The 26,865-nt window shown below is 67.2% G+C and carries 23 protein-coding genes; 9 read left to right on the plus strand and 14 right to left on the minus strand.

Going from position 1 to position 26,865, the window contains the following annotated elements; genetic code table 11:
* Positions 1-39 precede the first annotated feature (39 nt).
* Positions 40-1,041, minus strand: coding sequence for a 2-oxoacid:ferredoxin oxidoreductase subunit beta (locus tag ACOQPD_RS10830; protein ID WP_420611967.1), 1,002 nt, complete (start codon positions 1,039-1,041; stop codon positions 40-42).
* Positions 1,038-2,942 (minus strand): 2-oxoacid:acceptor oxidoreductase subunit alpha, encoded by a 1,905-nt coding sequence (locus ACOQPD_RS10835; protein WP_420611968.1) that lies wholly within the window; start codon positions 2,940-2,942, stop codon positions 1,038-1,040. Before ACOQPD_RS10835 ends, ACOQPD_RS10830 begins: the two co-directional genes overlap by 4 nt.
* A gap of 325 nt (positions 2,943-3,267) precedes the next feature.
* Between ACOQPD_RS10835 and ACOQPD_RS10840 the strand changes: the two genes are divergently transcribed.
* Complete coding sequence (locus ACOQPD_RS10840; RefSeq protein WP_420611969.1) at positions 3,268-3,522, plus strand: hypothetical protein; 255 nt, start codon at positions 3,268-3,270, stop codon at positions 3,520-3,522.
* A gap of 18 nt (positions 3,523-3,540) precedes the next feature.
* Here the strand turns inward: ACOQPD_RS10840 and ACOQPD_RS10845 are convergent, their stop codons facing one another.
* The 4 genes from ACOQPD_RS10845 to lepB form a co-directional block, all read right to left on the minus strand.
* Positions 3,541-4,929, minus strand: coding sequence for an amidase (locus tag ACOQPD_RS10845; RefSeq protein WP_420611970.1), 1,389 nt, complete (start codon positions 4,927-4,929; stop codon positions 3,541-3,543).
* A gap of 5 nt (positions 4,930-4,934) precedes the next feature.
* Complete coding sequence (locus ACOQPD_RS10850; protein WP_420611971.1) at positions 4,935-6,182, minus strand: DUF3048 domain-containing protein; 1,248 nt, start codon at positions 6,180-6,182, stop codon at positions 4,935-4,937.
* Positions 6,183-6,605: 423 nt separating this feature from the next.
* Positions 6,606-7,685, minus strand: coding sequence for a methyltransferase domain-containing protein (locus ACOQPD_RS10855; RefSeq protein ID WP_420611972.1), 1,080 nt, complete (start codon positions 7,683-7,685; stop codon positions 6,606-6,608).
* Positions 7,686-7,934: 249 nt separating this feature from the next.
* Positions 7,935-8,396 (minus strand): signal peptidase I, encoded by a 462-nt coding sequence (lepB, locus tag ACOQPD_RS10860; protein ID WP_420611973.1) that lies wholly within the window; start codon positions 8,394-8,396, stop codon positions 7,935-7,937.
* 50 nt (positions 8,397-8,446) lie between these two features.
* Between lepB and sodN the strand changes: the two genes are divergently transcribed.
* Positions 8,447-8,869 (plus strand): superoxide dismutase, Ni, encoded by a 423-nt coding sequence (sodN, locus tag ACOQPD_RS10865; protein WP_420611974.1) that lies wholly within the window; start codon positions 8,447-8,449, stop codon positions 8,867-8,869.
* A gap of 484 nt (positions 8,870-9,353) precedes the next feature.
* On the opposite strand, the gene ACOQPD_RS10870 is transcribed toward sodN, so the two are convergent.
* The 6 genes from ACOQPD_RS10870 to metG form a co-directional block, all read right to left on the minus strand.
* On the minus strand, positions 9,354-10,115 hold the full coding sequence (locus tag ACOQPD_RS10870) for an ABC transporter permease (RefSeq protein WP_420611975.1): 762 nt from the start codon (positions 10,113-10,115) through the stop codon (positions 9,354-9,356).
* On the minus strand, positions 10,112-11,050 hold the full coding sequence (locus ACOQPD_RS10875; protein WP_420611976.1) for an ABC transporter ATP-binding protein: 939 nt from the start codon (positions 11,048-11,050) through the stop codon (positions 10,112-10,114). Before ACOQPD_RS10875 ends, ACOQPD_RS10870 begins: the two co-directional genes overlap by 4 nt.
* Positions 11,047-11,958, minus strand: coding sequence for a hypothetical protein (locus tag ACOQPD_RS10880; protein WP_420611977.1), 912 nt, complete (start codon positions 11,956-11,958; stop codon positions 11,047-11,049). The genes ACOQPD_RS10875 and ACOQPD_RS10880 overlap by 4 nt, the downstream gene beginning before the upstream one ends.
* The gene (locus ACOQPD_RS10885; protein WP_420611978.1) at positions 11,951-12,916 is read right to left on the minus strand and encodes an ABC transporter ATP-binding protein; all 966 of its coding nucleotides are present in this window, start codon (positions 12,914-12,916) and stop codon (positions 11,951-11,953) included. The genes ACOQPD_RS10880 and ACOQPD_RS10885 overlap by 8 nt, the downstream gene beginning before the upstream one ends.
* A gap of 181 nt (positions 12,917-13,097) precedes the next feature.
* Positions 13,098-13,310 (minus strand): PGPGW domain-containing protein, encoded by a 213-nt coding sequence (locus tag ACOQPD_RS10890; RefSeq protein WP_420611979.1) that lies wholly within the window; start codon positions 13,308-13,310, stop codon positions 13,098-13,100.
* Positions 13,311-13,343: 33 nt separating this feature from the next.
* Entirely contained in the window at positions 13,344-14,987 is a 1,644-nt protein-coding gene (gene metG, locus ACOQPD_RS10895; RefSeq protein ID WP_420611980.1) for a methionine--tRNA ligase, read from the minus strand.
* 90 nt (positions 14,988-15,077) lie between these two features.
* Here metG and ACOQPD_RS10900 point away from each other — a divergent pair, with 90 nt between their 5' ends.
* Positions 15,078-15,779, plus strand: a complete 702-nt coding sequence (locus tag ACOQPD_RS10900) for a hypothetical protein (RefSeq protein ID WP_420611981.1) — start codon at positions 15,078-15,080, stop codon at positions 15,777-15,779.
* Between the two features lie 578 nt (positions 15,780-16,357).
* Here the strand turns inward: ACOQPD_RS10900 and ACOQPD_RS10905 are convergent.
* Complete coding sequence (locus tag ACOQPD_RS10905) at positions 16,358-17,557, minus strand: DNA recombination protein RmuC (RefSeq protein ID WP_420611982.1); 1,200 nt, start codon at positions 17,555-17,557, stop codon at positions 16,358-16,360.
* A gap of 344 nt (positions 17,558-17,901) precedes the next feature.
* Between ACOQPD_RS10905 and ACOQPD_RS10910 the strand changes: the two genes are divergently transcribed.
* Positions 17,902-18,318: a hypothetical protein gene (locus ACOQPD_RS10910; protein WP_420611983.1), complete on the plus strand. Its 417-nt coding sequence runs from the start codon at positions 17,902-17,904 to the stop codon at positions 18,316-18,318.
* Positions 18,319-18,602: 284 nt separating this feature from the next.
* On the opposite strand, the gene ACOQPD_RS10915 is transcribed toward ACOQPD_RS10910, so the two are convergent.
* Entirely contained in the window at positions 18,603-19,823 is a 1,221-nt protein-coding gene (locus tag ACOQPD_RS10915) for an IS110 family transposase (RefSeq protein WP_420611630.1), read from the minus strand.
* Between the two features lie 414 nt (positions 19,824-20,237).
* Between ACOQPD_RS10915 and ACOQPD_RS10920 the strand changes: the two genes are divergently transcribed.
* The 5 genes from ACOQPD_RS10920 (at position 20,238) to ACOQPD_RS10940 (ending at position 25,649) form a co-directional block, all read left to right on the plus strand.
* A complete protein-coding gene (locus ACOQPD_RS10920; protein WP_420611984.1) occupies positions 20,238-20,654 on the plus strand; it encodes a hypothetical protein in 417 nt (138 codons plus the stop codon).
* 249 nt (positions 20,655-20,903) lie between these two features.
* Entirely contained in the window at positions 20,904-21,908 is a 1,005-nt protein-coding gene (gene deoC, locus ACOQPD_RS10925; protein WP_420611985.1) for a deoxyribose-phosphate aldolase, read from the plus strand.
* Positions 21,909-22,021: 113 nt separating this feature from the next.
* The gene (locus ACOQPD_RS10930) at positions 22,022-23,551 is read left to right on the plus strand and encodes an aldehyde dehydrogenase family protein (protein WP_420611986.1); all 1,530 of its coding nucleotides are present in this window, start codon (positions 22,022-22,024) and stop codon (positions 23,549-23,551) included.
* Positions 23,552-24,004: 453 nt separating this feature from the next.
* Complete coding sequence (locus ACOQPD_RS10935) at positions 24,005-24,865, plus strand: aldehyde dehydrogenase family protein (protein WP_420611987.1); 861 nt, start codon at positions 24,005-24,007, stop codon at positions 24,863-24,865.
* A gap of 310 nt (positions 24,866-25,175) precedes the next feature.
* The gene (locus tag ACOQPD_RS10940; protein ID WP_420611988.1) at positions 25,176-25,649 is read left to right on the plus strand and encodes a hypothetical protein; all 474 of its coding nucleotides are present in this window, start codon (positions 25,176-25,178) and stop codon (positions 25,647-25,649) included.
* The last annotated feature ends 1,216 nt before the right edge of the window (positions 25,650-26,865 follow it).

Below are 26,865 nucleotides of genomic sequence, written 5' to 3' on the forward strand. Positions count from 1 at the left end.
TCCCGGCCCATGTCGGGCCCGAGGGACCGCCATCCGTAGCTAATCGACCGTCCAGGTTCCCAGGCTGGTCACCAGTGCCTTGAGGTCGCCCTCCCCGCGGGCCGTCCTGGACCTGGACACCTCCTCGTCTAGCACCTCGTCATAGACGGGCCGCCGGACGCTGCGGAACACGCCGAGCGGGGTCGGCCCGTAAGGTCCGTGCGAGAGCCGGGACAGGGCGAACGCCGCCGAGGCATCCGGGGCATGGGCGTCGTGGACGACGATGTCGGACGGGTTGACCGAGGCTCGGTCGACGATTTCGGCGCGACCGCCGGCCCACACCACCGCCTTCTCCTTCTGAGCGCCGAAGATGATCGGCGCACCGTGAACCAGATCGATGCGGTTGGCGTAGCGCTCGGTCTTGCCGGTCAGCTGGATGAAGGCCTTGTCGTTGAACACGTTGCAGTTCTGGTAGATCTCGATGAGCGCCGAGCCCCGGTGCTCATGCGCGGCCTGGAGGATGGCCGTGGTGTGCTTGCGGTCCATGTCCAGAGTCCTGGCCACGAAGCTCGCCTCCGCACCGAGGGCCAGGCTCACCGGGTTGAAGGCGTGGTCGATCGAGCCGGCGGGGGAGGACTTGGTGGCCTTGCCCGGCTCCGAAGTTGGCGAGTACTGGCCCTTGGTAAGCCCGTAGATCTGGTTGTTGAACAGCAGGATGGTGAGATCCAGGTTGCGCCTGATGGCGTGGATCAGGTGGTTGCCCCCGATCGACAGCAGGTCTCCATCACCCCCGACCACCCAGACCGACAGTTCGGGGTTGGTGGCCGCCACCCCGGTGGCGATGGCCGGGGCCCGCCCGTGAATCGCATGCATGCCGTAGACGTTCATGTAGTAGGGGAAGCGGGCCGCGCACCCGATCCCTGACACGAACACCACGTTCTCCCGCTCGACACCGGCATTCGCCATGAAGTTCTGGACCGAGGCGAGGATCGTGTAGTCGCCGCATCCGGGGCACCAGCGAACCTCCTGATCGGTCTGGAAGTCGACCCGTGCGTACGTCACTGTCCCGTCACCTTCATGATCTCGTTGGCGATCTCGGTGGAGGTGAAGGGCTGCCCCTCGACCTTGTTCACCGAGAGGACCGGAGTGACGAACTCCGCCTTGATCATCCTCGACAGCTGACCCATGTTCAGCTCCGGGATCAGGACCTGGCGGTAACTGCTCAGCACGGTGGCCATGTTGGCGGGGAAGGGGCTCAGGTAGCGGATGCGGGCATAGGCAACGGAGGCCCCCTGGTTGCGGGCGTTACCGACCCCGGCGCGGACCGCCGAGAACGTGGATCCCCAGCTCAGAACCAGCAGATCCGCCCCGTCCGGATCGTCGACTTCCACATCGGGAATGTCGTTGGCGATGTTGGCGATCTTCCACGCCCGGATGTCGGTCATCAACTGGTGGTTGGCCGGGTCGTACGAGACGTTGCCGGTGACCTCCTCCTTCTCGAGGCCACCCACGCGGTGCTCGAGGCCCGGCACGCCCGGAATGGCCCAGGGACGGGCCATCGTCTCCATGTCGCGCAGGTAAGGCAGGAAGCGATCACCCGCGTTGGGTCCGGAGGCGAGCGGCGCCTCCAATTCCGGCAGGGCGTCGATGTCGGGCAGGCGCCACGGCTCGGAGCCGGTGGCGATGTAGCCGTCCGACAGCAGGATGACCGGAGTCATGTACTTGAGGGCGATCCGGCAGGCTTCGATGGCCACCTCGAACGCGTCGGACGGCGAGGACGCAGCCACCACCGGCAGCGGTGACTCACCGTGGCGACCCCAAACGGCCAGGAAGAGATCCGACTGTTCGGGCTTGGTGGGAAGGCCGGTCGAAGGACCGCCCCGCTGGACATCGACGATAACCATCGGGAGCTCGGTCATCAGCGCCAGGCTGATGGTCTCCCCCTTGAGCGACAGGCCCGGACCGCTGGTGCCCGTCACCGCCAGCGAACCGGCGAAAGAGGCCCCTAGGGCGGCCCCCGCCGCGGCGATCTCGTCCTCGGCCTGGAAGGTCTTCACGCCGAAGTTCCGATGCCGGACCAGTTCGTGGAGGATCTCGGAGGCCGGCGTGATCGGGTAGGAGGCGTAGAAGAGCGGCAGGCCGGCCAGTTGGGCGCCGGCGATCAGGCCCCACGACAGGGCGGCGTTGCCGTTGACGTTGGTGTAGGTGCCGGGCGGTAGGTCGGCCGGACGCACCTCGATCTGGCGAGCGAAGCTGCCGGTGGTGATGCCGTAGTTGTAGCCCGCCTTGAGGGCGGCCAGGTTGGCGTTCTTCACCGCCTCCAGCTTGGCGAACTTCTTGGCCACCCACGCCTCGGTCACCTTGGTGTCACGCCCGAACATCCACAGGATCAGGCCGAGAGCCAGGAAGTTCTTGGACCTGAGGACCGCCCGCCCGCTCACGCCGGTGCCCTTCACGGCGGCCTTGGTCAGGGTCTGCATGGGCACCGCATGAACGTCGTAGCCGGACAGGGTGCCGTCCTCGACGGGATTGGACTCGAACCCCGCCTTGTAGAGGTTGCGCTCGTCGAACGCCTCCTTGTTGATGATCAGGATGCCGCCGTCGCGAAGGTCCTTGAGATGCACCTTGAGCGCGGCGGGATTCATGGCGACCAGGACGCCGGGACGGTCGCCGGGGGTGAGGATGTCCCAGTCGGCGATCTGGATCTGGAAGGACGACACCCCGGGCAGGGTGCCGGCGGGAGCGCGGATCTCGGCCGGGAAGGTCGGGAGGGTGGCCAGATCGTTGCCGAAAATGGCCGCCGCGTCGGTGAATCGGTTGCCGGCCAGCTGCATGCCGTCACCCGAGTCGCCGGCGAAGCGGATCACCATCCGGTCCGCTCGGTCGACCCTTACCCCGCCGTTGGTGCCCGGGACGCCTGGGGCTTCCGGCAGGGGGGCGGTCGGGTTGTGGTCGCTGTCCACCTTCTTCTCTTTCCAGCCGATCCTGACGCGTGACCCGGGCGCGCCCAGGGATTCCGTAGCGCGCGGCAACCCCGCATTGGCCGGACGATCCGTCCGGGTGCGGATACCCCGGAGTCTACCCCTTCCGTGCGGGCATAGGAGCCGGGCCGACTGTGGGGGACCGATGCCGGCATCTCTCAGCACGGGTATTGTCCCAGGGCATCACTATAAGTACTGCTACATATATCTGATATTGGCAATATATAGCTACATATTCAACCAGTGTGGTGTTGTCGGGGCTTCGCCTCCCGACCGGCGCTACACTGGCGGCAGAAAGGACGCCAACATGCCCGCTCTCGACTGGATCGGATCCGTCAGCGTCTTCGGTATCGCCGTGAGCATCAACTGGTGGGTGGTGAAGAGCTATTCCGACCGGATGGAAAAGCGCTTCGATGGACAGGACATGCGCCTTGATGGGCAGGACAAGCGTCTTGACAGATTGGAGGCGATGATGCTCGGTCTCGTGAGCGACGTCAGCCTGATCAAGGGTGCGATGGGGATCTACCCCACCGCGAAGGCGAGGGCCCGCTCCGGCGAGTAGGCCTGCTCCGGGACATCCTCACCCGATCGCCGCGACGGCGAGGCCGGTCCCGATCAGGCCGGCTTGTTCCAGCGCCTCGCCGACACCCAGCAGCAGGTCCTCTCCCCACCAAGGCGCCAGGAACTGGACCGACGGGGGAGGGGCGCCCTCCTCGGTCGTAGGTAGTGCGATAGCCGGGCATCCGATCAGGTTCACCAGAGCGCTGTAACAGTTCAGCACGTCCCGGTAGAAGTAGGGCTTTCCGTCTATGGCGATGTAGTCGTCCCCGATGGCCTTGCGGGGATGGCCGACCGACGGGGTGAGCAGCAGGTCGTGGTCGCGGAAGGCTTCGCCCGCGGCCTGCTCGAGGGCCGCTCTCCGGCGCATCGCCTCCGTATACCGGTCTGTGGTCACCTCCATCGCCGCTCCCAGGCGCACCTCGAGGTCGGGACCGTACCGCTTGTCGGGATCGTCGAACCACTCCCGATGCACACCGGCCACCTCCCCTGCCACCACCGCCAGGAGAGCCGGATCGGGCGCCACGCCGGGAGCCTCGACCCGCTCGACACGGATGCCCACGCTGCGAAGCCGGTCGCAGAAACGTTCGAACGAGCGATGCACGGCGGCGGAGGTGGGCGCCGCCGACAGCCAGCCGGCCGGCACCCCGACGCGCAGGTTCTCGAGGCGGGGAGCTCGATCCGGGGAATCGGGCGCCCGGGCCGACCATGGATCAGCCGGGTCGAAACCCTTCATCGCGTCATACAGCAGGCGGGCGTCGCCCACGGAGCCGGCTATGGGTCCGACCGTATCGAGGGAGCCCGCCACTGGGAACACCCCGGTCACGGGGACGGCGCCGTGGGTGACCTTCAGGCCGACTACGCCGCAGAGGGCGGCGGGCACCCGGACGGAGCCTCCCGTGTCGGTACCGATCGCTCCCACCGACATGCGGGCCGCCACGGCTGCCGCCGATCCACCCGAAGATCCCCCGGGCGACAGATCACGATTCCACGGGTTGCGAACCGGCCCGAACCAGGGGTTTTCCGAGGAGAACCCGAAGGCGAACTCGTGGAGTCCGGTCCGGCCGATGATGACGGCGCCTGCCGCCTCCAGCCGGCGCGCCACGGTGGCCGATACCGTTGCCCGGTGTCTGTGGAAGGCCGATCCGGCCGTGGTCACGCGCCCGGCGTGGTCGATCAGGTCCTTGAGGGCGATCGGCACCCCGCAGAGCGGCCCGGCCGGCGCTCCCGCCCGGAGCCCGACATCGATCGAGTCGGCCCGCTCCAATGCCCCCGCCCGGTCGATCTCCACGAAGGCGTTGAGCGCCGGGTTGAGCCGCTCCGCCGTCTCCAGGTATTGCTCGACCACATGGCGGGCGGTGCGGGTACCGCTCCGGACCGCGTCGGCGATGGTGGCGCCGGTCTCGGGCACGACCGTTACCAGACCAGCTCGGCGGTCTCCGGGTAGATCATGATCCACGTCCGTCCGGCCGCCATGGTCACCGGCTCTCCCCGGGTCCCGACGAGAGTGAACCAGTCGCCGTTGTCGGCGCGACTCCACCGCCCTTCCTGCGCAAGACCCTCGGCGAACACGACGGCCCGGTTCTCCCCGACGGTGTGCCAGGCCGGAACGCACGAACCGTCGCCGGAAGGGCAGGCCGTGTAGCGCTCGGCCATCAGCACCACCAGCACGTCGGCCGCGATCTGGCCGGTGGTGCCGTCCTGGGCGATCCACTGATGGGGCACCCCCTCCACCGAACGCAAATACTGGCCGCCGTCCCAGTGCCACACCACATCGGTGGTGTCCGTCCAGTCGAGGAAGATGTAGGTGGCGACGTCCATCGGCGAGGCGCTGGAAGGACCCCGGTTGAAAAGGGTGGGGGGAGGACTCTGGTTGAGGTTCCGATCCTCCGCGACCCGGCGGGCCTCGGCGGTGTTGGCGTAGAGGTTGTGGGGCGCCTTGCGGTCGTTCCATCGGGCGGTCAGGGGCGGCCCCATGTCCCCGATCAGCGGTACCGAGTTGGAGAACGCCGTGTCGACTATCCACGGCTGGCCTCCGCTGATGGTCAGCGCCCCGTTGAGCGGCTTGATGAGGGTCCAGTCGGTGGGACGGAGCGACCGCACGGGTCCCACCCAGTCGGTGTCGCTGTGATGGAAGAGGGCGATGAACCGGGTGATCCCTGCCTCCACGACCAGCTCGAACACCGCGTCGGCATGCTCGATTCCCGACTGGGGCCGGGAGTTCCAGTGGTTGTCGACCTTGACGGCGATCAGCTTGCGGTCCACGAGTGAGGAATCCGAGACGGGCAGGCCGCTGACCGGTGACACCGGGCCGGAGTAGACGGTGGTCGTGGGAGAGGTGTCGCCGGCCTCCGGGGTATCGGTGGGTTCGGTGGTTCCGTCCTGGGTTCCGGTGGTGGTGGTAGTCCCCGTTCCGTCCGGTTCGGCACCCTCGCCGGTGGTGGTGGAAGTGCCGGTGCCGGTGCCGTCCGGGACCTCTTCTTCGGTGGCGGCGTCGGTGGTGACCGCCCCCGTACCCTCCGCCGGCTCGCTACCGGATCCCGGGTTGGATGGCAAGGTGCCGGTGTCCTCACTGACCGTGGTGGACGGATCGGAGGGGGGAGCCGAGGCGACGGTGTCGTCGCCACCGCCACAGGCAACGGAGAGCACCAGCCAAGCAGCCACGATCAAGAGGTTCCTTCGGGGCATCAGTCGTGCAGTTTCTCAGACTCAGAGGCCTATTCCAAGGATCGGACTGTCCTTCGCCGGCGCGTCGGGCCTCCTGGACCCGTCCGGTTCGGCGCCAGGGCAAGTCCGGGCCGCCACTCTCGAGCGGCGCGGGCCCGGTGCTCGGACAAGGGGGTTGAATGTGTCACAGGCCCGTCGCATAATGCTCGGCAGTCACAAGCACCGCCGGTTCCTTGCTTTTCGACGTCGAGGGGACCGGAACTGGGATCAATTCGGGAGCGACCCGTCGGGGATAGCGGGACGCGCACGGACCGATGGAGGTGGTGGCTGGGGGATGGGCCCGCTGGAGGGCACGTATCTGGCGGTTTTTCGCGTTCTCGATGCCCGGCCCGAGTCACGAGCTATCGAAAGCGGCGCCCCCTAGAGGGGCTTGCGGGCCAGGAAACAATACAGCGGTGTGAAGATCCCGGTGCTGCCGCCCGCGACGTATGCCATGGCGGTCCGATCCATCAGCCTTATGACGTCCGCGGTGCCTACCGGCAACGTCCTCACCAGCTCGGCCAGGCGCGATGCCCCGATCAGAGCCTTGCGGCCCAGTGGAATCCTGTACGGGATGTCGCCCAGCTTGCCGCGCCGGGTCTCCATGGGCCGGTACCAGGGGACGCCGCTGTTCTGAGCGACGGCTCGATCCATGCCTTCTATGACCTGGAATCCCGCCTCCTCGAGCGCCAGGTTCACCTCGCCCATGGTGGCGATTTCGTTGAGAGCGATGCCGTGCATCAGCTCCTGCTCGATGGCCCGGTGCCGGTCGTCGTCGGGATCGAACTTGTCCGTCAAGCACATCTCCTGACCCCAGAAGAGGGCTCCGGGTTTGAGAATCCGGCAAATCTCTGCGAACGCGCCCGCCTTGTCAGGCGCGTGGCACGTCGATTCGATTGCGTAGCCGCGGTCGAATGTGTGGTCCGCGATGGGGCTCATGTCCATGAAGCTGCCGGCGAAGTAGTCGACCATATGGTCGAGCCCCGCCTCGGCGTTCAGCGATCTCGCTTTGTCCAACTGGAGGTCGCTGTTGTTGACACCGACGACCCGGACGCCACCTTCCCGGACGACGCGGCGCATCGGGCCGCCGATCCCGCAACCCACGTCGACCACGGTCATTCCCTCGCGCAACTCCAGCTTGTCGATCATCAGTCGCTGGTGCCGGATTTGCGATTCCTCCAGGCTTTCCTCGGACGACAGTGGCGCGAAGTGCAGGGAATTGCCCCAGCCGAACACCATGAACTCCCCGCAAAGGTCGTAGTAGTCCCTCACGGTTTTGGCGTGGTCGTAGGCCGTCTCGCCGGTGTCCGGTGCGAACGCCCGGTCGGTCCATGCATCGAAGTGGGCCACACGACCGGTGACGTCCGTCCCGCGGTACGCCGCCCTGAGTCGGCCGGCTAGCTGGCGCAGTCCCATGGACCCGTTGATGGTCTCAGGGATCGGATCCCTGCTCCTGTCCAATCCCCGCGCACCAAGAGGACACTACACGGGAACAGAAAGAAGCTCGGTCCGTGGCTACGGTGGCAGCATTCATCCGGGAGGGACCCAGCCTGGCCCCTCGTCCTGGACGCCATCACCCGGATAGGTGGTCGCAACGGCTTTGTGTACGGAGGCATGCCCTGTCGACCGGCAACTCTTCTCTGGAATATGACGCCGCCTTCGTCTGGCGCCGGGGTCCCGGATCCTTCATGATCTCGATCCGAGTCGGTACTAGATCGTGCGCGCCCGGCGCCAGGGCCAGTACCGGGCCACCACCCTCGAGTGGACATCGGAGCGCCGGACCGGCCCCAGCGTCCGGCTGTCGGCGGAGGAATTAGCCCGGTTGTCGCCCAGGACGAACCAGGAGTCGGACGGCACGACCCACTCACCGTCCGGACGGGTGGCGGCATGCCACCACGTATCGGAGGCCGGCCGGCCCCCGATCATCAACACCCCGCCCTCGATGCCGACCGTCTCGCCGGGCAGGCCGACCACCCGCTTGATCATGTGGCGGCCGTCCGACCTGAAGACCACGATGTCGCCCCTTGCGAGCCCACGCCGCTCCCACGCCCGATCCGCCACCAGGAAGTCTCCCGGCTCGATCGCGGGTGTCATGGAGTGGTCCGCCGCCCGGAAGCGGCGGTAGCGGAGACTCAATGCGCGAGGGTGGGTAGAGGCTGCATGACGGGGCACCGGTAAGTGTATTGTCTCCCCTGATCCGGTAAACCACCAGACTCGAGGAGATGCTCATGGGGATATTCGCACCGTCCAGGCAGGCCTACGCCCATTGCGACCTGTTCTGCGGCGTATACGACCCGGCCCAGGCCAGGATCGAAGCCGAGTCGGTCCTTCAGGCCGCCAACAAGTACCACGGGAGCGATGACGAGGTGTTCCGCAGCCGTTGCATCGCCGTCAAGGAGGCGCAGGCCGAGCTGGTGAAGCACCATCTGTCGGTGTTGTGGACCGACTTCTTCAAGCCGCACCACCTGGAGCAGTTCCCGCAGCTGCATGACCTGTTCTGGAACGCCATCAAGGCTGCCGGCGACGCCAAGAAGTCGACCGATCCGGCCGTGGCCGAGGACCTCGTAGCCAAGATCGAGGGCATCGCCGAGGTCTTCTGGCAGACCGCGGAGTCGGCCAACGTGGGGCTGTACCCACCCTCCTGACACATACCCCACCCACCGGCCCACCCCGCCCCGAAGCCGAACCTCAGGTTTAGAGCACCACTAGCGGTGCGGGGAACCTGAGGTACAGGGCACCGCTGGTGGTGTTCTCAGCCCTAAGTTCGTGAAGTCGCGAAAATCGCGGCGAGCGGCTCCGCCCCGCCGGGCCCTCCCCCGCCACCACCTGTCCTGGCTTTGGGGCGTGTTGGACCATGCCCGGGTCGGGACCGGGTGTTACGGCGGGTTCGCCCCTTTGGAGCCTGTGAATGTTCCCTGCGGGCCGGGCCGCTCCGATCGGTGAGACGCTTGCGTCCGGTGTAGGTGCTTGGCGATAGGCAACGTATCGCACGGGTGTGACAAGTTGTGGCCCCTACTGACAGCAATACGGGAAACCTCCGGGTTCGCCGAGGGGAGGTCGAGCAGCGGGCCGCCCCACGGACACGCACAGGGGATTCGGAAAGCTACCCGCACCCGCTTGGAGCGGCTTTCAGTCTCCTACCAGGTCCTTGTGACGGAGCACGAGGCCGGTGAGGGCCACCGACACCAGGGCCATCACCGCCACCTTGGCGGCGGCCCCGCCGAGTCCCACCTCCACCCGCCCGAGCACCTCGTTCACGGATGACAGGGTGTCGATGGTCATGGGGGCCAGATCCGCCCAACCGGAGAGGGCTATCCGGGACACGGACGAAGCCTGGACACCCTCGATGATGCTGCTCAGGATCCCTTCCCAGATCAGCAGGTAGCCGAGGCCGACCAGGGTGGCACGTCCCAGGATGAGCCCGAAAGGCACGAAGATGGCGGCCGAGGCCACGCTCTGTATGGCCACCGCCACCGTGGTGGCCACTCCAATCGACCAGTCGCCGCCCACGATGCCGCCGACCGCCCACGTGAGCAGCACCCCGGCCCCCAGTACCAGGAAGGAGGAGAGGGCGGTGGCGATCACCGCCCCGAGAGCGATCACCCATCGTGAGACGGGCTTGACCAGGAGGAACGGCAGGGTGTGGTTCTTCCACTCCTCGCCCAGGCCGGCGGTCGAGATGATCAGGGCCACCGCCGGGTAGAGGATGACCACTCCCAGAACCACGGTGATGTCGTTGTACAGCTCGGCGCCCTCGGCGGCCGGACGGCCCCGGGCCACCAGGAAGAGGATCGGGGCCGGAGCGGCGCTCAGGGCCATCAGCCAGAGCGACCGGCGCCGTCCCAGCAGCCGTCTCATAACGGCCCGGGTGATGACGGGCAACGCCCTCATTGGATCTCCAGCAGGTAGGAGAAGACGCTCTCGAGGGAGTCGTCCTCGGGCGACACCGCGGTCACAACGGCTCCGGTCTCCCGGGCGGCCACCGCGATGTCCCCGCCGAGGGCCTTGGCGTCGGTCGTCCTGATCTCGATCCCGGTGCCGTCGATCCGCACCGCCTCCACCCATTCCCCGGCCAGGAGGCGCCGGGCCAGCGGGCGGGGACGGTCCGCCTCGACCCTGATCAGCCGGGGAGTGTCGGACAGGGCGTCCCGCAGCGAGGACACCGTCCCGGCAGCGGCCATGCGGCCGTCCACCATCGCCACCACCCGTCCTGCCATGCGCTCCACCTCGCCGAGGACGTGGGAGGACACGATGATGGTCCGGCCCTCGCTCCCGAGCTGTCGCATCAGCTTGATGAGGCGCCCCCGCTGGATGGGATCCGTCCCGTTGAGAGGCTCGTCGAGAAGCAACACCTCTGGGTCGTGGACGAGGGCCGCCGCCACCTTGGCCCGCTGCCTCATGCCCTTCGAATAGGTCGACATCCGGCGGCCGGCCTGCTCGGTCAGCTCCACGGTCTCGAGGGCCCGGCGGGCGGCGCCGGCCGGGTCGGCGACCCTGGCCAGGGCGGCGCTCCACTCTATGAACCGCCGGGCGGTCATGTGGCCGTACACCGCCTCGTCCTCGGGAACGAAGCCGAGATGGCGGTAGACGCCGGTTTTCTTCCGGGGCGACTCGCCGAGGATGAGTGCCTTGCCGGTGGAGGGAGACAGCAGTCCGGACAGCAGCCTGAGGAAGGTGGTCTTGCCGGCGCCGTTGGGCCCCAGCAAGCCGGTCACGCCGGGCCCGAAGGAGCAGCTCACCTGGGAGACGGCCACCTTCTGCCCGAACCACTTCGACAGGTCGTCGGCCACCACCGTGGCTTCGGAGACGTGCATGGCGTCCGTCACGCCAGCCTCCTGTAACGCCACCACACGAGTCCCACCGACGCCGCCACCACCCCGCACACCACCGCCAGCGACACGCCGGGCCCGAATCCGGCCTGCGCGGGGATCACCACGTCGGAGCTCCGGTCGAAGATCCAGTCCCGGATGTGGCGGGGGTGTTGTTCGAGCGCCACCAGGGTGGCCCACCGGGCTGCGGGCGCGGTGACGGCCTCCTGGAAGAACAGGGCGACCAGGTTGAGGCCGTAGACGCCGGCCAGGAAGGCCGCGGTCGCCGCCCCCACCCGGTTGATGAAGGAGGACGCGAGGAAGATCAGGGAGGCGTGGAGCGCGAAGTAGACGGTGGCGGCGAGGGGGACCTTCCACAGGATGTCGGTGGTGTCGCGCAGGTAGGTGATGAACCCGTCCGGGGAGAGGGCGGCCAGCCCGAGATGCAGGAGCAGCTGCGGTACCAGCCAGTAGCTGTAGATGACGGCCGCATAGGCCCCGCCTTTCGCCACCAAGTAGTCCGTTGCCGACAGGGGGCGGGAGAAGTAGACGTTGAGCACCCCGTGGGTCCGGTCCGGAACCAGCAGCTGGGGGCCGCAGTAGGCGGTGAACAGGAGGGCCACCACCGAGATGAAGTCGAAATAGCCCGCGTAGCGGGGGATCAGCTCGTCGGCCGCGTCGGAGCCGATCACGCTGCTGCTGACCCAGACGATGGCCACGACGATCACGACCGAGGCCAGCGCCAGCGCGATGAGCGACCAGGGGAAGAGCTTGTGCTTGGTCTTGCGTCGGAGCCCGATCACCCGCCGGAATCCCTCCCGGACGATGGCCCGCATGGCGCCGCGCCGCCCGGTGCGCTCCCCCTCGTAATGCCGGTAGCCGCGGTCGACGATGACCGCCTGGTCCGGGCGTCCGGGATCAGTCATGCCGCACTCTGGTGGCCGATTCCAGCACGTCCTCCAGCCGGCTCAGCCCGGCGCCCATCCTTCGCACCGAAGTGCCCGAGCTGGCCAGGGCGTCGCGCACCAGCACGAACCCGTCGGTGTCCAGCCCCTCCACGGTGATCACCGTCCCCTCCACGGAGGGCGAGACGCCCCGGGAGACGAGGTCGGCGATCAGGGGTTGGGGATCACCGAACACCTCCAACGACACCTGGCTCCCCTCCGTGGGCGGATCCAGGGGCGCGGAGTGGATGAGCCGTCCCTCGTGGAGCATCAGGACCCAGTCGCAGGTCCGTTCGATGTCGTCGAGGATGTGGGACGAGAACAGGACGCTGATCCCGAACTCGCGGAACCGGGCGATCAGCCTGAGCATCCTCTCCCGTCCGGTCGGGTCGAGGCCGGAGGCGGGCTCGTCCAGCAGCACCAGTTCGGGGTCGTGCACGATGCTCTGAGCGAGCTTGACACGCTGTTGCATGCCGGTGGAGAAGTCGCCCAGATAGCGGAAGCGTTCCTCGTGCAGCCCGACCAGGAACAGGGTCTCGGAGGACCGGCGCCGGGCCTCGGCGGAGGGGATGCCGGCCAGTTCGGCGGCGTAGGCCACGAAGTCGGCGGCGGTCTGGTCGAGGGGAAGGCACTTGTTCTCGGGCATGTACCCGATCCGGGCGCGGAGACCGGCCGGGTCCTGGGACACCGGCACCCCGAACACCGACACCTCGCCGGCGGTGGGCCGGGTGAGGCCGAGGAGGATCCTGATGAGGGTGGTCTTGCCGGCGCCGTTGGCTCCGATGAGGCCTGTCACGCCGGGCTGGACGTCCAGGTCGACGTCTTCGAGCGCCCGGATGTTCCCGTAGTGCTTGTGGAGGCCGCCGGTCTCGATGATCGGCGCGCCGGCCTCCGGGGTGGCCCGGTGCCCGGTCACGAGTTCGCTTTCACGCGGCCGCACCGTGTGTCATCCGGAAGTCCTTTCGGGAGTTTCTCACCTTGCTCGCCCGTGACCGTCCGCGAGCGGTGCGGGCAACAACCTTACTGTTCATAGGGTCGTGCAAAATGTCAATGGGGGATCACCCCCGCGATACCCTGATCACCGGGGCGTACGTCGGGAGTGTTCCCTCCGGCGACCCTCGCTACCGCTTGGCGGACCGGTCCGCCAGCCAGGCGCGGACCCGCGCCAGGACATCCCTGGCCCACCTGAACTCGGAGGACCACAGGAGCAGGCCCGCGACCAGTAGGACGGTCCCCGGGAGGATGGGGAGGACGAACCCGGCCACACCCACCAGGACGAGGAGCCCTCCGCCGATGGCCACGAGTGCCTTCCGGAGGTCTTTACGGATGCTCATCTCTTGGTGCCTGCCACGCCGGCTCGGATTCGCTCATCCGCGGCTCGCGCCCTCGACCTTCCGGTAGAGCGGCGACACCGCTCCGAGGCGGATCCCGGCGGGAACCGGAGCACCGACCCATCCCTGCTCGGCGACGGTGCCGGGAAGGCCCAGCATCGAGTGGAGCCGTTCCGCGGTCACGGGCAGGTAGGGGGAGAGCGCGACCTTCAGGTGGTTGATGGCGTCCAGGGAGTTCTTGAGGACGGTGGCCGCCCGGTCCCGGTCGGTCTTCACCAGCTTCCAGGGTTCGGTGGCGTTGAGGTAGGCGTTGATCCTCGCCGCCCCTTCCATCGCCGTCCGCAGGCCCGCCCGCAGTTCGACCCGCTCGATATGGGCCGCCACCTGGTCGAGGGTCCGGCCGGCCGAGTCCAGGACCTCCCGGCCCATCGCGGTCTGCTCACCCCGGTGGGGAACCCGGGCCTCGAACCCCGACCTGGCCATGGAGAGCACCCGGTGGACCAGGTTGCCCCAGGTGGCGACCAGCTCGTCGTTGATGCGGCGATCCAGCTCCGCCTCGGACACCTCGGTGTCGTTGTTCTCGGGCAGGTTGGCCGCCAATGCGTAGCGGAGCGCGTCGGGTTCGTAGATCTCGAGGGCGGCGCCGATGGTCAGGCCGATGCCCCGGCTGGCCGAGGCCTTCCCGCCCCGGAAGGTCACGTACTGGTTGGCGGGAACGTCGGTGGGCAGTTCCAGGCCCCCGTATCCCATCAGCATGGCCGGCCAGATGATGGTGTGGAACGGGATGTTGTCCTTGCCGATGAAGTAGTAGTGCTCGGCCTCCGGGTTCTCCCACCAGTCCTTCCAGGCGTCGGGGGTGCGCTGGATCTTCGCCCATTCCTTGGCGGCCGACAGGTAGCCGATCACCGCGTCGAACCAGACGTATATCTTCTTTCCCGCGCCGAGGCCTTCCACCGGGATGTCGACCCCCCAGTCGATGTCGCGGGTGATCGCCCGGTCCTGGAGGCCCTCCTCGATCCAGCCCAGCGAGAAGTTCAGTACGTGGCGGCGCCAGCCTCGGCGGGATCGCAGCCACTCCTCGAGGCGGTCGGAGAAGTCGGGCAGGCGCAGGTAGAAGTGGTCGGTCTCCCGCCGGACGGGAACGGCTCCGGACAGCTTGGATCGAGCATCGACCAGGTCGACCGGGTCGAGGGTCCGGCCGCAGCCGTCGCACTGGTCGCCGCGGGCATCGGCGTAGTCACAGTGCGGGCAGGTGCCCTCGACGTAGCGGTCGGGGAGGAACCGGCCCGCCTCCGGGTCGAAGAACTGCTCGGAGGTCCGGCGGTCGATGTGACCGTTCTCGTGCAGGCGGCTGAAGATGTCCTGGGTGACATCGTGGTGGTTCCGGGTCCCGGTCGACGTGTACAGCTCCCACTGGATGGCCAGCGCCTTCCAGCCGGCCACGAACTCGGCGTGGTAGCGGTCCACGATCTCCTGCGGGGTGACGCCTTCCTGGTCGGCCCGCACCGTGATGGGGGTGCCGTGGACGTCGCTCCCCGACACCATCAGGGTTCGGTTGCCGACCAGCCGGTGGTAGCGAGCGAAGATGTCGGCGGGGAGGTATGCGCCGGCCAGGTGTCCCAGGTGCCTGGATCCGGAGGCGTAGGGCCAGGCCACGGCCACGAGAATGTTGCGAACCATGCTCCTAGGGTACCGGGTCGTCCCGCCCGGCCACGTGGCGGCGCCGTGCGGGGGATTCGCGCCGCAACCGGGAGCCTACGATTGGACGGTATGAATGCTGCGGCCTCCCTGGCGGCCGGCGTTGTCGCCACCCTGTTCTGCGTTGACCTGGCGCGACGCTACCGGGCCTCTCCGAGCCCCCACACCGCCGCCTACGCCACCGGTATCGGGTTCTTCGCCCTGGCCACCTGGGCGCTGTTCGTGGGGACGGCCACCGGATGGACCTCCGCCAGCTACCGGACCTTCTTCCTGTTCGGGGCGATCGTGAACATCCCGGTCCTGGCGCTGGGCTCGATGTTCCTGGTGGTGGGGCGGAGGGCCGGCCACGCGATGCTGCTGCTCATGTTCCCGTTCTTCGCCATCGCCATACCCACCACCCTGGCGCAGCCGTTCGATGCCGGCGTCCTGCCTCCGGGCGGGGTGCCGAGCGGACGGGACCTGTGGGTGGACATGTTCGGACCCCGCCTGTGGGCGGCCATCGGCGGGGGCATGGGCGCCACCATCATCATCGTGGCGGCCCTGGTGTCGCTGGTGCGGTTCTTCCGCCGCAACCCGCGGCTGGTCTGGGGCAACCTGGCCATCGTGGCGGGGACGCTGGCGGCCTCCACCGGGGGGACCATCCTGGCCCTGGGCCTGGACTGGGGGTTCTCCGCCTCCCTGCTGGTGGCGGTCACCTTCATCTGGGCGGGCTACCGCATCGCCTCCGGCGCCCGCCGAACGCCTCCCGTCCCCCGGCGGTCCGGGAGCCCCTGACCCGGCGACCCGCGGCTGCGTCCGGCAAGGGGGTTGAAACTGTCACACCGGCGCGATACGTTGCCGGGCAACCGTAATCACCAGCGGTCCGGCTCAGACGTCGAGCGGGCCGATCGAGGGATCAAATCGTTCGAGGGCGCCCCGTAGAGGGCATAGCGGGACGCGCCTCGGACCAAGGTGGTGGCGGTGGGGGAGGGCCCGGCGGGCGCAGCCCGCTTGCCGGGATTCTCGCGTTCTCGCTCCTGCGCAGGACGTTGGAATACGCTGCCCGGGGGCCAGTTCCTCGGGGCATCCGTCCGCGGCGAGGTACACACCAGCGGGATGGAGTCGCCGCCACCGTTGTGTCGTAGCAGTTGGGCTTAGTCGGACTTGGGGTCCTCACCGGTACGTCCAGCGGAAGAGGCAAGCATCGTGTCCGGGAACCTGAGCTTCGAGACATCCAACCTCTTGTCGGTGGTATACCCGCCCCGAGGTTCTGGCCTTCGCCTTGTTCGGGCTGCCCTTGTCCTTCTTGTCCTTCGCTTGCGGAACGTAACTATCCTTACAGTGGTCTAATAAACGCCCCAGGGATCGGGGTGCTAGCCCGAGCGGGCCAGTCCCTCCGGGACCGAGGGCGCCGGCGGGCCCGGGTCTTCCAGGGCGCCGTCTTCGCGGTCCGCGCCGGCGAGGACCGGCTTGGGAGTGCGGGTCTTGAGATCCTCGATGCGGTCCAGCGACCGCTCCAGCTTCCGCTGCCGGGTGGTCCTCAACTCCCCGAACGCGGAGTTGAGGTGGCCCAGGTGCCGCTCCGCCAGCTCGGCCTTCGCCACGTAGCGCTCCCATTCCTCGGTGAAGAGGGCCAGGTGATCGAGTATCTCCTGGGATGACCGCTCCAGCGCGATGGTGTCCATCGCCTGGCGCACCAGCGAGACCATCCCGAACAGCGTGAAGGGCGAGCACACCACCACCCGCACCGACAGCGCCTGGTCGAGCAGCCGGGCGTGGTGCTCGTGGATGAAGGCATAGACCGTCTCGTTGGGAACGAACATGAGCACGAACCCGACCGTGCTGATCGACTCCTGGTAGGCGTCCCGCCGGGCCGTATCCCCGATGTGGCGCCACACCGCCTTCCCGAAGTCCTTGACCGCCGCAGCCTGCTCGGCGGGTGTTCCGGCTTCCAGGTAACGGACGTAGCTCTCCAGAGGGAACTTCACGTCCATGTGTAGGAGCCGCCCGTCGGGGAGGTCGAAGCTGAAGTCCGGCCGGGTGCCGGCGCTGGTGGTCAGCTGCTTGCGGTAGTTCACCCCCTCGATCATCCCGGCCGAGCGCAGGATGTCGTCGGCCATCCGCTCTCCCCACTGGCCTCTGGTCTGCGTGTTCCCGAGGATGTCGTTGAGCCGCTGGGTGGAGGCGATGAGGTGGCGCTGCTGATCGGCGGCGTTGCGCAGGCTCTCGGCGAGGCCCTCGTGCTGGGCGGCCCGGTCCTTCTGGAGCTCGGCCACCAGCCCCCGGATGCCGGACATGTCCTCGCTGAACCTGGCGATCAGCGGTTCCCACTTGGTGTCGAAGACGTCGCGCTCGCGGGCGAGCTCGGCATGACCGGCCCGGATATCCGCCCGGCCCGTCTGGAGATGGCTCTGGAAGGCCTGCCCCGCCACGCGCATCATCTGTTCCACGAGCGCGTTGGGATCGACCTGCGCGACCGGGCCGCGGCCGCGCCGCCAGGCCAGGGCGAACGCAACCGCCGCCGCCAGGGCGCCGGCTAGGGCAAGACCGAGAATCACAGTGATGTTTTCCATGCCCGGCATGGTAAGAGTCGGGTGTGACAGATTCCGGGATTCCCCCCGGGGCACCTCGCCCGCCGCCGCGCCCCGACCCGCCGCCGCGCCCCGACTGGTCCCGGCGAGCCCTGAAACCGCATCTGATGACGGCTCTTCGCCATCTTTGGGCACTTGGTCTAGTCCAAGAAGGGTAGAAGAACGGCAAAATCTTATAGCCATCCTGTAGTCAATCAGAGTATCGTATTATTATGGTTTACAAACGTTGGCCGTTCAGAGTCCAGGAAATCGGGTATTCCACGGGCATTCCACTCTGAAATGCCGGCATCGCGAATCTGTAGAGTCAAGCGTGAAGGAGCAGGCACGTGGACGCACAGTTTGTCGATTGGGGAGCCCTCGCCGGCTTGCTGGGTCTGGGGACGCTCCTCTGGCGGATGATGAACACGCAGAAGAAGGACCTGGACCGGCGGTTCGACAAGCAGGACAAGGACCTCGACCGGCGGTTCGACAAGCAGGACAAGGAGCTGGCTGGGTTGAGGTCGGACATGGGGGGTCTCAGGTCCGATGTTGGGGATTTGGGTAAGGACATGGCGGTCGTGAAGAACGATCTCGGCCATGTGAAGGACGGTCTCGGCCAACTGAGGGACGACTTCGGCCGTCTCCAGACTCGCTGCGAGCGGATGGACACCAACCTTCTCCAGATCGTGCGCGACGTCGGCAGGCTGGAAGGCGAGCAGAGAAGCGCCAATCCGAAGGAGAAGATCGGCGCCGGCAGTTCGTAGCGCCTGAGCGCCGGATCCCGGACAGCACCGAGAGTCGCCGGGATACCGATTCTGGTGGGAACGGGGCCGAAAGGCGCGAAAATCGGCCCGCAGAGAATCCGGTGCTCCGCACCGGGCCCTCCCCCGCCACCACCTGTCCTTGGCTTGGAGCGTGTTCGCCCATGCCCGGCCGGGGCCGGGTAACACGGCGGTCGCTCCGTAGAAGCCTTGTATGTTCCCTGCGGGCCGGCCGAACCGATCGTCTCGTGCCATCGGCCGGTGTAGACACCCCAGGCGTGCAAATGTCAAGCTGCGGCTTGGTCGAGGGCGGTTCGGTGGGCCCAGGCGGTGTGTTCGTCGTAGGGGGTTTGGTGTTTGAGGCATCCGTGGAGGATACCTACGAGTCGGTTGGCTAGGGCTCGTAGTGCTTGGTGGTGGAGGTCGCCGGCTGCTCGTCGTTGGTTGTAGAAGGCTCGGGCGCCTGGGCTTCTGGTTAGGGAGCAGAATGCCCATTGGTCGAGGGCGTCGTAGAGGCGCCGGTTACGGATGTGGCGAGCGAGGACGGCGTGTTTGCGTCCTGACGCGATGGTGATGGGCGACGTGCCGGCGTAGTTCCTGCGAGACTTGGCGCTGGTGTAACGGTCGGGGTCGTCCCCGAACTCACCGAGCGTCCGGGCGCCGAGCACTTTACCGAGTCCTGGCTGGGAGAGGTAGATAGCGGCGTCCGGGTGCTGTTCAAAACAGGTTTCCAGGGTTGCTTCGAGCTCGGCGATCTGGCGGTTGGTTTCCGCAAGGATTGCCAATAGGGCGCCCACGGTTGTCGCGTAGGCGTCCTCGACCGGTCCGGGTGCGCTGAGATGGGTGGTTCGGAGACCTTTCTGTATTTTGCGGGCAGCCGCGTCGAGGTTGCGTTTCCGGCCCCCGGCTTTAAGAGCGGCCCGGATCTGGGTGACGGTCAGGCGGGCGCCCTGGGTGGGTGTGGGTGCCCGACCCAAGACGGCCAGAGCATCGCGATTTGCCAGGTCCCCGAAGGTTTCGAGGGCTGCGGGGTAGTATTCGCGCAGGGCGCTGCGGATCTGGTTGGTGTGACGCACCCGAGCCCAGATCAGGTTCTGATGTGTCCTAGCCAGGACTTTGATCCCTTCGGCTTCGGGGCTGTCACCGGCAACCGGGCGGTGGTTGTGCCGGTCGGTGCGTAATAGGTCGGCTAACACCTTGGCATCACCACGGTCGGATTTGGCTCCACCCTGGCTGTGACGGTCCCGGTAACGCGACACTGCCATCGGGTTGATCGCATACACCTCATAACCCGCCCCGACCAGAGCACCGACCCACAGACCACGATCAGTCTCGATACCTACCACCACCTCAGCCGGCTCCGATACGTGCTCGGCGATCATCTCATGCAACTGAGCCACACCCCCCAGGCCTTCTGGCAGCCGCCGAGAGGCCAGTCGAGTTCCGGACTCGTCCATGAGACACACATCGTGATGCGCCTCAGCCCAGTCATCTCCCACAAAGATCATCCTTCGCCTCCTTCTGCGCGGACCTGCTCTTTCTGAGCTATGGAGAACGCCTGGCGGCGACCTAATGGATCAGTGCTCTTCATGGCACGCCACCCCATGAGCGCTACAAGCAGCCCTCACTAACCGGCCGGGGCACGATCTACACCTAGGAATCAGCCTTCCAGGAGCTTGGAGTACTCACCGGCCAGCCAGCTCAACCACCACACCCTCCCAGACAAACCAGAAGAAGCGGTGGACCCCCATTAGGTGCTTGGCGATAGGCAACGTATAGCGGGGGTGTGACTGATTCCGGAAGGGCTCCGCGCCTCGCCCGCTGCCGCACTCCGTCCGGGCCGGTGAGCTCCGAGATCGGGTATTCCACTCTGAAATGCCGGCATCGAAAAACTGTAGAGTCAAGCGTGAAGGAGCAGGCACGTGGACGCACAGCTTGTCGATTGGGGATTCCTCGCCGGCTTGCTGGGCCTGGCGACGCTCCTCTGGCGGATGATGACCGCGCAGACAAAGAACCTGGACCGGCGTTTCGGCAAGCAGGACAGGGACCTGGACCGGCGTTTCGGCAAGCAGGACAAGGAGTTGGCCGGGTTGAGGTCGGACATGGGGGCTCTCAGGTCGGATGTGGGGGAGTTGAAGACGGACATGGCGGTGGTACAGAACGACCTCGGCCATGTGAAGGACGGCCTCGGCCAACTGAGGGACGACTTCGGCCGCCTCCAGAACCGCTGCGAGCGGATGGACACCAACCTTCTCCAGATCATGCGCGACGTCGGCAGGCTGGAAGGCGAGCAGAGAAGCGCTTCCTCGAGGGAGAGGATCGGCGCCGGCAGCTCGTAGGAGGGCAACCGCCATCCCACTACCCCCGCCATCTCGCAACCTGCGCCACCCCTCCCACCCGGCGCCACCCCGCCGCCCCCGGCCACCCCCGACCACCCGACACCACCACCCGACACCACCACCCGACCACCCAAGACCACCCGACCACCCAAGACCACCCGACCACCCAAGACCACCCGACCACCCGACACCACCCCCGCCAAACCGGTAGGAGCATCCCGCCAACCGTCCGGTACCCTTGCCGGCACGATGTCGTCTCCCGCCACCACCACCCCGGCCTCCCCGATCCTCGGCCCCTCCGTCACCCCGAGGACGATCGACTCCTTCCTGCGGGCCGTCCCCTCCGTGGACGAGGTGGGCGTGGCGGAGCGAGCCGGCGCCCTGGCCACCAGATCGGTGAAGCGGGAGTCCAAGCTGGCGGCGCTCCACCTGTCCATCCGGATGTGCGATCTGACCACCCTGGAGGGCAGGGACACCCCCGGCAAGGTCATCCAGCTGGCTTCCAAGGCGATCCGCCCGGATCCCACCGACCCCGACATCCCGTCGGTGGCCGCCCTATGCGTCTATCCCAACATGGTCCCCTACGCCGTCGAGGCCCTCGCCGGCGCCGGAAACGGAAACACCACCGGAGACACCACCGCAACCGGGAGCGGCGTGGCGGTCGCCTCCGTAGCCACCTATTTCCCGTCCGGCCAGGCCCCGCTCGACATCAAGACCGGCGAGGTGGCCTGGGCGGTCGCAGCAGGCGCCACCGAGATCGACATGGTGATCAACCGCGGCGCCTTCCTCTCAGGCGACTATCTCCGGGTCCATGACGAGATCGTGGCGGTCAAGGAGGCCTGCGGCCCCGCCCACCTCAAGGTCATCCTCGAGACCGGCGAGCTCAGCACCTTCGACAACGTGCGGAGAGCCTCGATGCTGGCGATGGCCGCCGGCGCCGACTTCATCAAGACCTCGACCGGCAAGGTAAAACCCGCCGCGACCCTGCCGGTGACCCTCGTGATGCTCGAGGCCATCCGCGACTTCCACGCCGCTTCCGGAACGGCGGTCGGGATGAAGCCGGCGGGCGGGATCAGCACCGCCAAGGTCGCCATCCGCTATCTGGTGCTGCTGGCGGAGACCCTGGGGTCGGACTGGCTCACCCCTGACCGCTTCCGCTTCGGGGCCTCCAGCCTGCTCAACGACCTGCTCATGCAGATACGCTGGCTCCGCGAGGGCCGCTACCAATCGCCCGACTACTTCACCAAGGACTGATCCGGCATGAGCCCCTCCGAACCCATGAGCCCCACCGAATCCGCCGAGCCCCCCGATCCCGCCAAGAGCACCCCGCCCGAACCCATGAGCCCCTCCGAACCCATGAGCCACCCATGAGCCCCACCGATTCCGCCCAGCCCCCCGTTCCCGAAGCCACCGCCAGCCCCGGAGAACCCGAGGCCACGACCACCCCCGAGATCGTCCCCCCCGGCCTCGACTACGTGGCATCCATCGAATCCACCGATCCCGTCACGATCGACCCGAGCTACGACCTCTGGATCAACGGCGCCCCCACCGAACCCGCCACCAACCGCTACTTCCCCACCATCAACCCCGCCACCGAGGAGCCCCTCAGCCGGGTCGCCGAGGCAGGCCCCAAGGACGTGGACCGAGCGGTCGCCTCCGCCCGCAAGGCCTACGAGGGCGCCTGGGGCAGGATGCCGGCCACCGAACGGGCCAAGTACCTCTACCGGATCGCCCGCATGCTCCAGGAGCGGTCCCGCGAGTTCGCCGTGCTGGAGACGCTGGACGGAGGCAAGCCCATCAGGGAGTCCCGCGACATCGACCTCCCCCTCGCCGCCGCCCACTTCTTCTACTACGCAGGCTGGGCCGACAAGCTCGACTATGCCTTCCCGGGGCTCGACACCTCCCCCGTAGGCGTGGTCGGCCAGGTCATCCCCTGGAACTTCCCGATGCTGATGATCGCCTGGAAGGTGGCGCCCGCCCTGGCCACCGGCAACACGGTGGTGCTGAAACCGGCCGAGACCACCCCGCTGAGCGCCCTCGCCTTCGCCCGGCTCACCGCCGAGGCCGGCCTCCCCCCCGGCGCCCTCAACATCGTCACCGGCGATGGAACCACCGGCGCCGAGGTCGTAGGCCATCCCGATGTCGACAAGGTGGCCTTCACCGGCTCCACCGCGGTGGGCAAGATGATCCAGCGCAACCTGGCCGGCACCGGCAAGCGCCTCACCCTCGAGCTGGGCGGCAAGGCCCCCCACATCATCTTCGACGATGCGCCTCTCGACCAGGCCATCGAGGGGATCATCAACGGCATCTTCTTCAACCAGGGCCACGTGTGCTGCGCCGGCAGCCGCCTGCTGGTACAGGAGTCCGTCTTCGACAGCCTGATGGACAAGCTGCGCCTCCGCCTGACCCACCTGCGGGTGGGCGACCCGCTCGACAAGAACACCGACGTGGGGGCGATCAACAGCCGGGCCCAGCTCGACAGGATCACCAACCTGGTGGACATCGGGGTGGCGGAGGGGGCCGACATATACCAGCCGCCGTGCGCGCTGCCCGAGAGGGGCTTCTGGTTCGCACCCACCCTTTTCACCGGCGTCTCCCAGAGCCATCGCATCGCCCAGGAGGAGATCTTCGGCCCGGTGCTGTCGATCATGACCTTCCGGACCCCGGCCGAGGCGGTGGAGAAGGCCAACAACACGCCCTACGGCCTGTCCGCCGGCGTCTGGACCTCCAAGGGCGCCCGTATCCTGTGGATGGCCGACCGGCTCGCCGCCGGGGTCATCTGGGCCAACACCTACAACAAGTTCGACCCGGCCTCCCCCTTCGGCGGCTACCAGGAGTCCGGGTTCGGCCGGGAGGGCGGGCGGCACGGCCTGCTCCCTTACCTGGAAGGGCACTGAAATGTTCGGTTGGCCCGTCACCCGACATAGAAACCCCGGCCGGAAGAGCATGGAGGGCCGACCCGTCCCCGCCGGCACCCCCCGAGTGTCCTGTGCCGGAGTTTCAAGGCCGATTGACGCCTCCCTTGTCTATTCCTGTCACTCGGACGCGAATCTGTCACACCCTCCCTATAGGTTGGCTCATGCCAAGCACCGCCACCGGCCGACAGCTGCGCAAGCTCCGATCGGCCCGGCCGGGATGGAGGGAACATACAGAAGGGGTTTCGTGGAGCGACCCGCCGTCTCACCCGGCGTCAGGCCGGGCGTGGCCGCTCACGCCCCGGACCATGGTGGTGGCGGCGGGGGTGGGACCCGTTGGGGGACGCCCGGCCCGTCGGCGGCGGCGTTTTTCGCGATCTTCCAACGAGTCGGCACCCTCCAAGAACGACCCGGCACCCTCCAAGGAGGTGGGTCGTGAGCCGGCTGGCGGTCCGCAAGACCTACAAGCTGTACATCGACGGGGACTTCCCCCGCTCCGAGTCGGGACGGTCGTTCCCGGCGCTCGATCACAAGGGCGAGGTGGTCGCCCGGGTGGCCGCCGGCACCCGCAAGGACCTGCGGATGGCGGTCCGGGCCGCCCGGCGGGCCCAGCCGGGGTGGGCGGCCCGCACCGGCTACAACCGGGGCCAGATCCTCTACCGGATCGCCGAGATGGTCGAGGACCGGGCCGAGGCCTTCGGCGGAGCCGTAAAACTCTCCGGGGTCAGCGCCGCCAAGGCCCGGCGGGAGGTCGCCCTGGCCGTGGACCGGCTGGTCTGGTACGCCGGGTGGGCCGACAAGTTCGCCCAGGTGATGGGGAACCTCAATCCGGTGTCCGGGCCGTTCTTCAATATCTCCACACCCGAGCCCACCGGCGTGGTGGGGATCATCGCCGCCGAGCCGTCCCCGCTACTCGGACTGGTGTCGAGAGTGGCCCCGGTGATCGTGTCCGGCAACACCGCGGTGGTGCTGGCCTCCGAGCGGTGGCCCACGCCCTCCATCACGCTGGCCGAGGCGATGGCCACCGCCGATGTCCCCAAAGGGGTGGTCAACATCCTCACCGGCCCCAAGGCGGGCATGGTCCCGTTCCTGGCCTCGCACCTGGACGTCAACGCCGTAGACGCGTTCGGCGCCGAGCCCGCCATGATGCGGGACATCGAGCAGGAGGCGGCGGCCGGAGTCAAGCGGGTGGTGCGCCCGCCGGGTGGCGAGGTGGACTGGACCGAAGCGCAGAGCCCCTATGCCATAGCCGCCTTCACGGAGATCAAGACCGTCTGGCACCCCAAGGGCCTGTAGGAGCGTACTGAAAAACGTCCGGTTGGCCCGATGGTCGTTAACGGATCCCCAGGTCAACATGTGGCGGGCCAACCCATCCCCGTCTTTTTCAGCATGCTCCTGGAAGGTCGCCACGAACGGAACCGAGGTCAGAACCTCGATCTCGTTGCTCGGTATCAGGTATGAGAATGATAAAATTATTTAGCTATGAGACAGTATGACTGCCATTTTGTACTCTATATTTGAATTGTACCGATGGATGAGCACCTGCTACGCGCTATAGCTCGACGTGGCGATGTCTCCTAGAATGAAGACGGAAGGGAGAGGGTGAGTGGACCCGCAGATAGTTGACTTGGGAGGCTCTGTCCTCGTGCTGGGCATCCTCTGGCCTGTGATAGCCAGGTCGATAAAGGGACTGAACCGGCGCCTCGACAAGGTGGAGAAGGGCCAGGCTGAGTTGAGGACGGGCCAGGCGGAGTTGAGGACGGGCCAGGCTGAGTTGGCGAAGGATGTGGCTGGGCTGAAGGCGGGTCAGGCTGAGTTGAGGGCGGATATGAAGTCGGATGTGGCTGGGTTGGCGGCGGGTCAGGCTGAGTTGAGGGCGGATATGAAGTCGGATGTGGCTGGGTTGGCGGCGGGCCAGGCTGAGTTGAGGGCGGATATGAAGTCGGATGTGGCTGGGTTGGCGGCGGGCCAGGCGCGGATGGAGGACCACATCATCCAACTGGCGGGCGGTCTCGGTGAGGTCAAGGGTGAGTTGAAGAGGATCGTTCCCAGGGAGAAGGTCACGGCAGGCGGTTCGTAGCAGCCGCACCGGTCGCGGGTACCCAGCTCGCCCCTTCCGGCTAGCTCCAAGGCTCTCCGCCCACCCATACATATATATACGCGGACAGGAGTCCCCTGCGCCGGCCGGTCCGCGGTGCAGTTGGTGAGCCACCGGCTCCTGCGGATCCCAATATACGCCTACCCGCCGCGCGTGCCACCGCTGTATGGCAGAAAGGTCCTCGTGGCATACCGGCGCGGGAAGCTAACCGAGGCGCGTGTCTTGGAACTCTTGTGGGGGACGGTCGATCGTTCTGAGCTTCCGGCACAAGAGGAGGTGCCGCTTGAGGCGTGGAGGCGCGAGTTTGAGCCGCTCGTGTGAGTCCATGTCTGGTCTTTGACAATACGCCTTTGAGTCACTTTGCTCGCGCCGGGAGCCTGTCAACGCTCGAGGCAATCGTCAACGAAACCCCGGTCGAGACATCGCGGGCCAACCATCCTCTTCTCTTCAGCACCCTCCTGGTGTCCCGTGCCTTTCGTTCGCCGCGTTCTGTGACCTGGGACCCGCCACGAACCTGAGGAACAGGGGTGAGCCTTGGGTTTGTCATGCCGCTGGCCCTGTCGTGAACCGAACCTTAGGTTTGTGGTGTGGTGTGGCGCGTTGTGAGCCTTAGGTTTGTGGCACCGCCAGTGGTGCGGGGATCCTGAGGAACAGGGGTGAACCTTAGGTTTGTGGTGTGGTGTGGCGCGTTGTGAGCCTTAGGTTTGTGGCACCACGAGCGGTGTGGGGATCCTGAGGAACAGGGGTGAGCCTTGGGTTTGTCATGCCGCTGGCCCTGTCGTGAACCGAACCTTAGGTTTGTGGTGTGGTGTGGCGCGTTGTGAGCCTTAGGTTTGTGGCGCCACGAGCGGTGTGGGGATCCTGAGGAACAGGGGTGAGCCTTGGGTTTGTCATGCCGCTGGCCCTGTCGTGAACCGAACCTTAGGTTTGTGGTGTGGTGTGGCGCGTTGTGAGCCTTAGATTCGTCGCACCGCCAGCGGTGTGGGGATCCTGAGGAACAGGGCACCGCTAGTGGTGCCCTCCGCCTCATGTTCGCCACTGACCGTCGTGGGCGGCGCGGGCTATGCGCTCGAACAAGGGGGTTGAACTTGTCACGGACCCGTCGCATACTGTCTGGCGGTCACAAACACCGCCGGTCCCATTCGACGTCGAGGGAACCGGCACCGGGATCAATTCGGGAGCGGACCCGTCGGGGGAT

The organism is Candidatus Spongiisocius sp., from assembly GCF_965221825.1.
Classification (GTDB): domain Bacteria; phylum Actinomycetota; class Acidimicrobiia; order Spongiisociales; family Spongiisociaceae; genus Spongiisocius.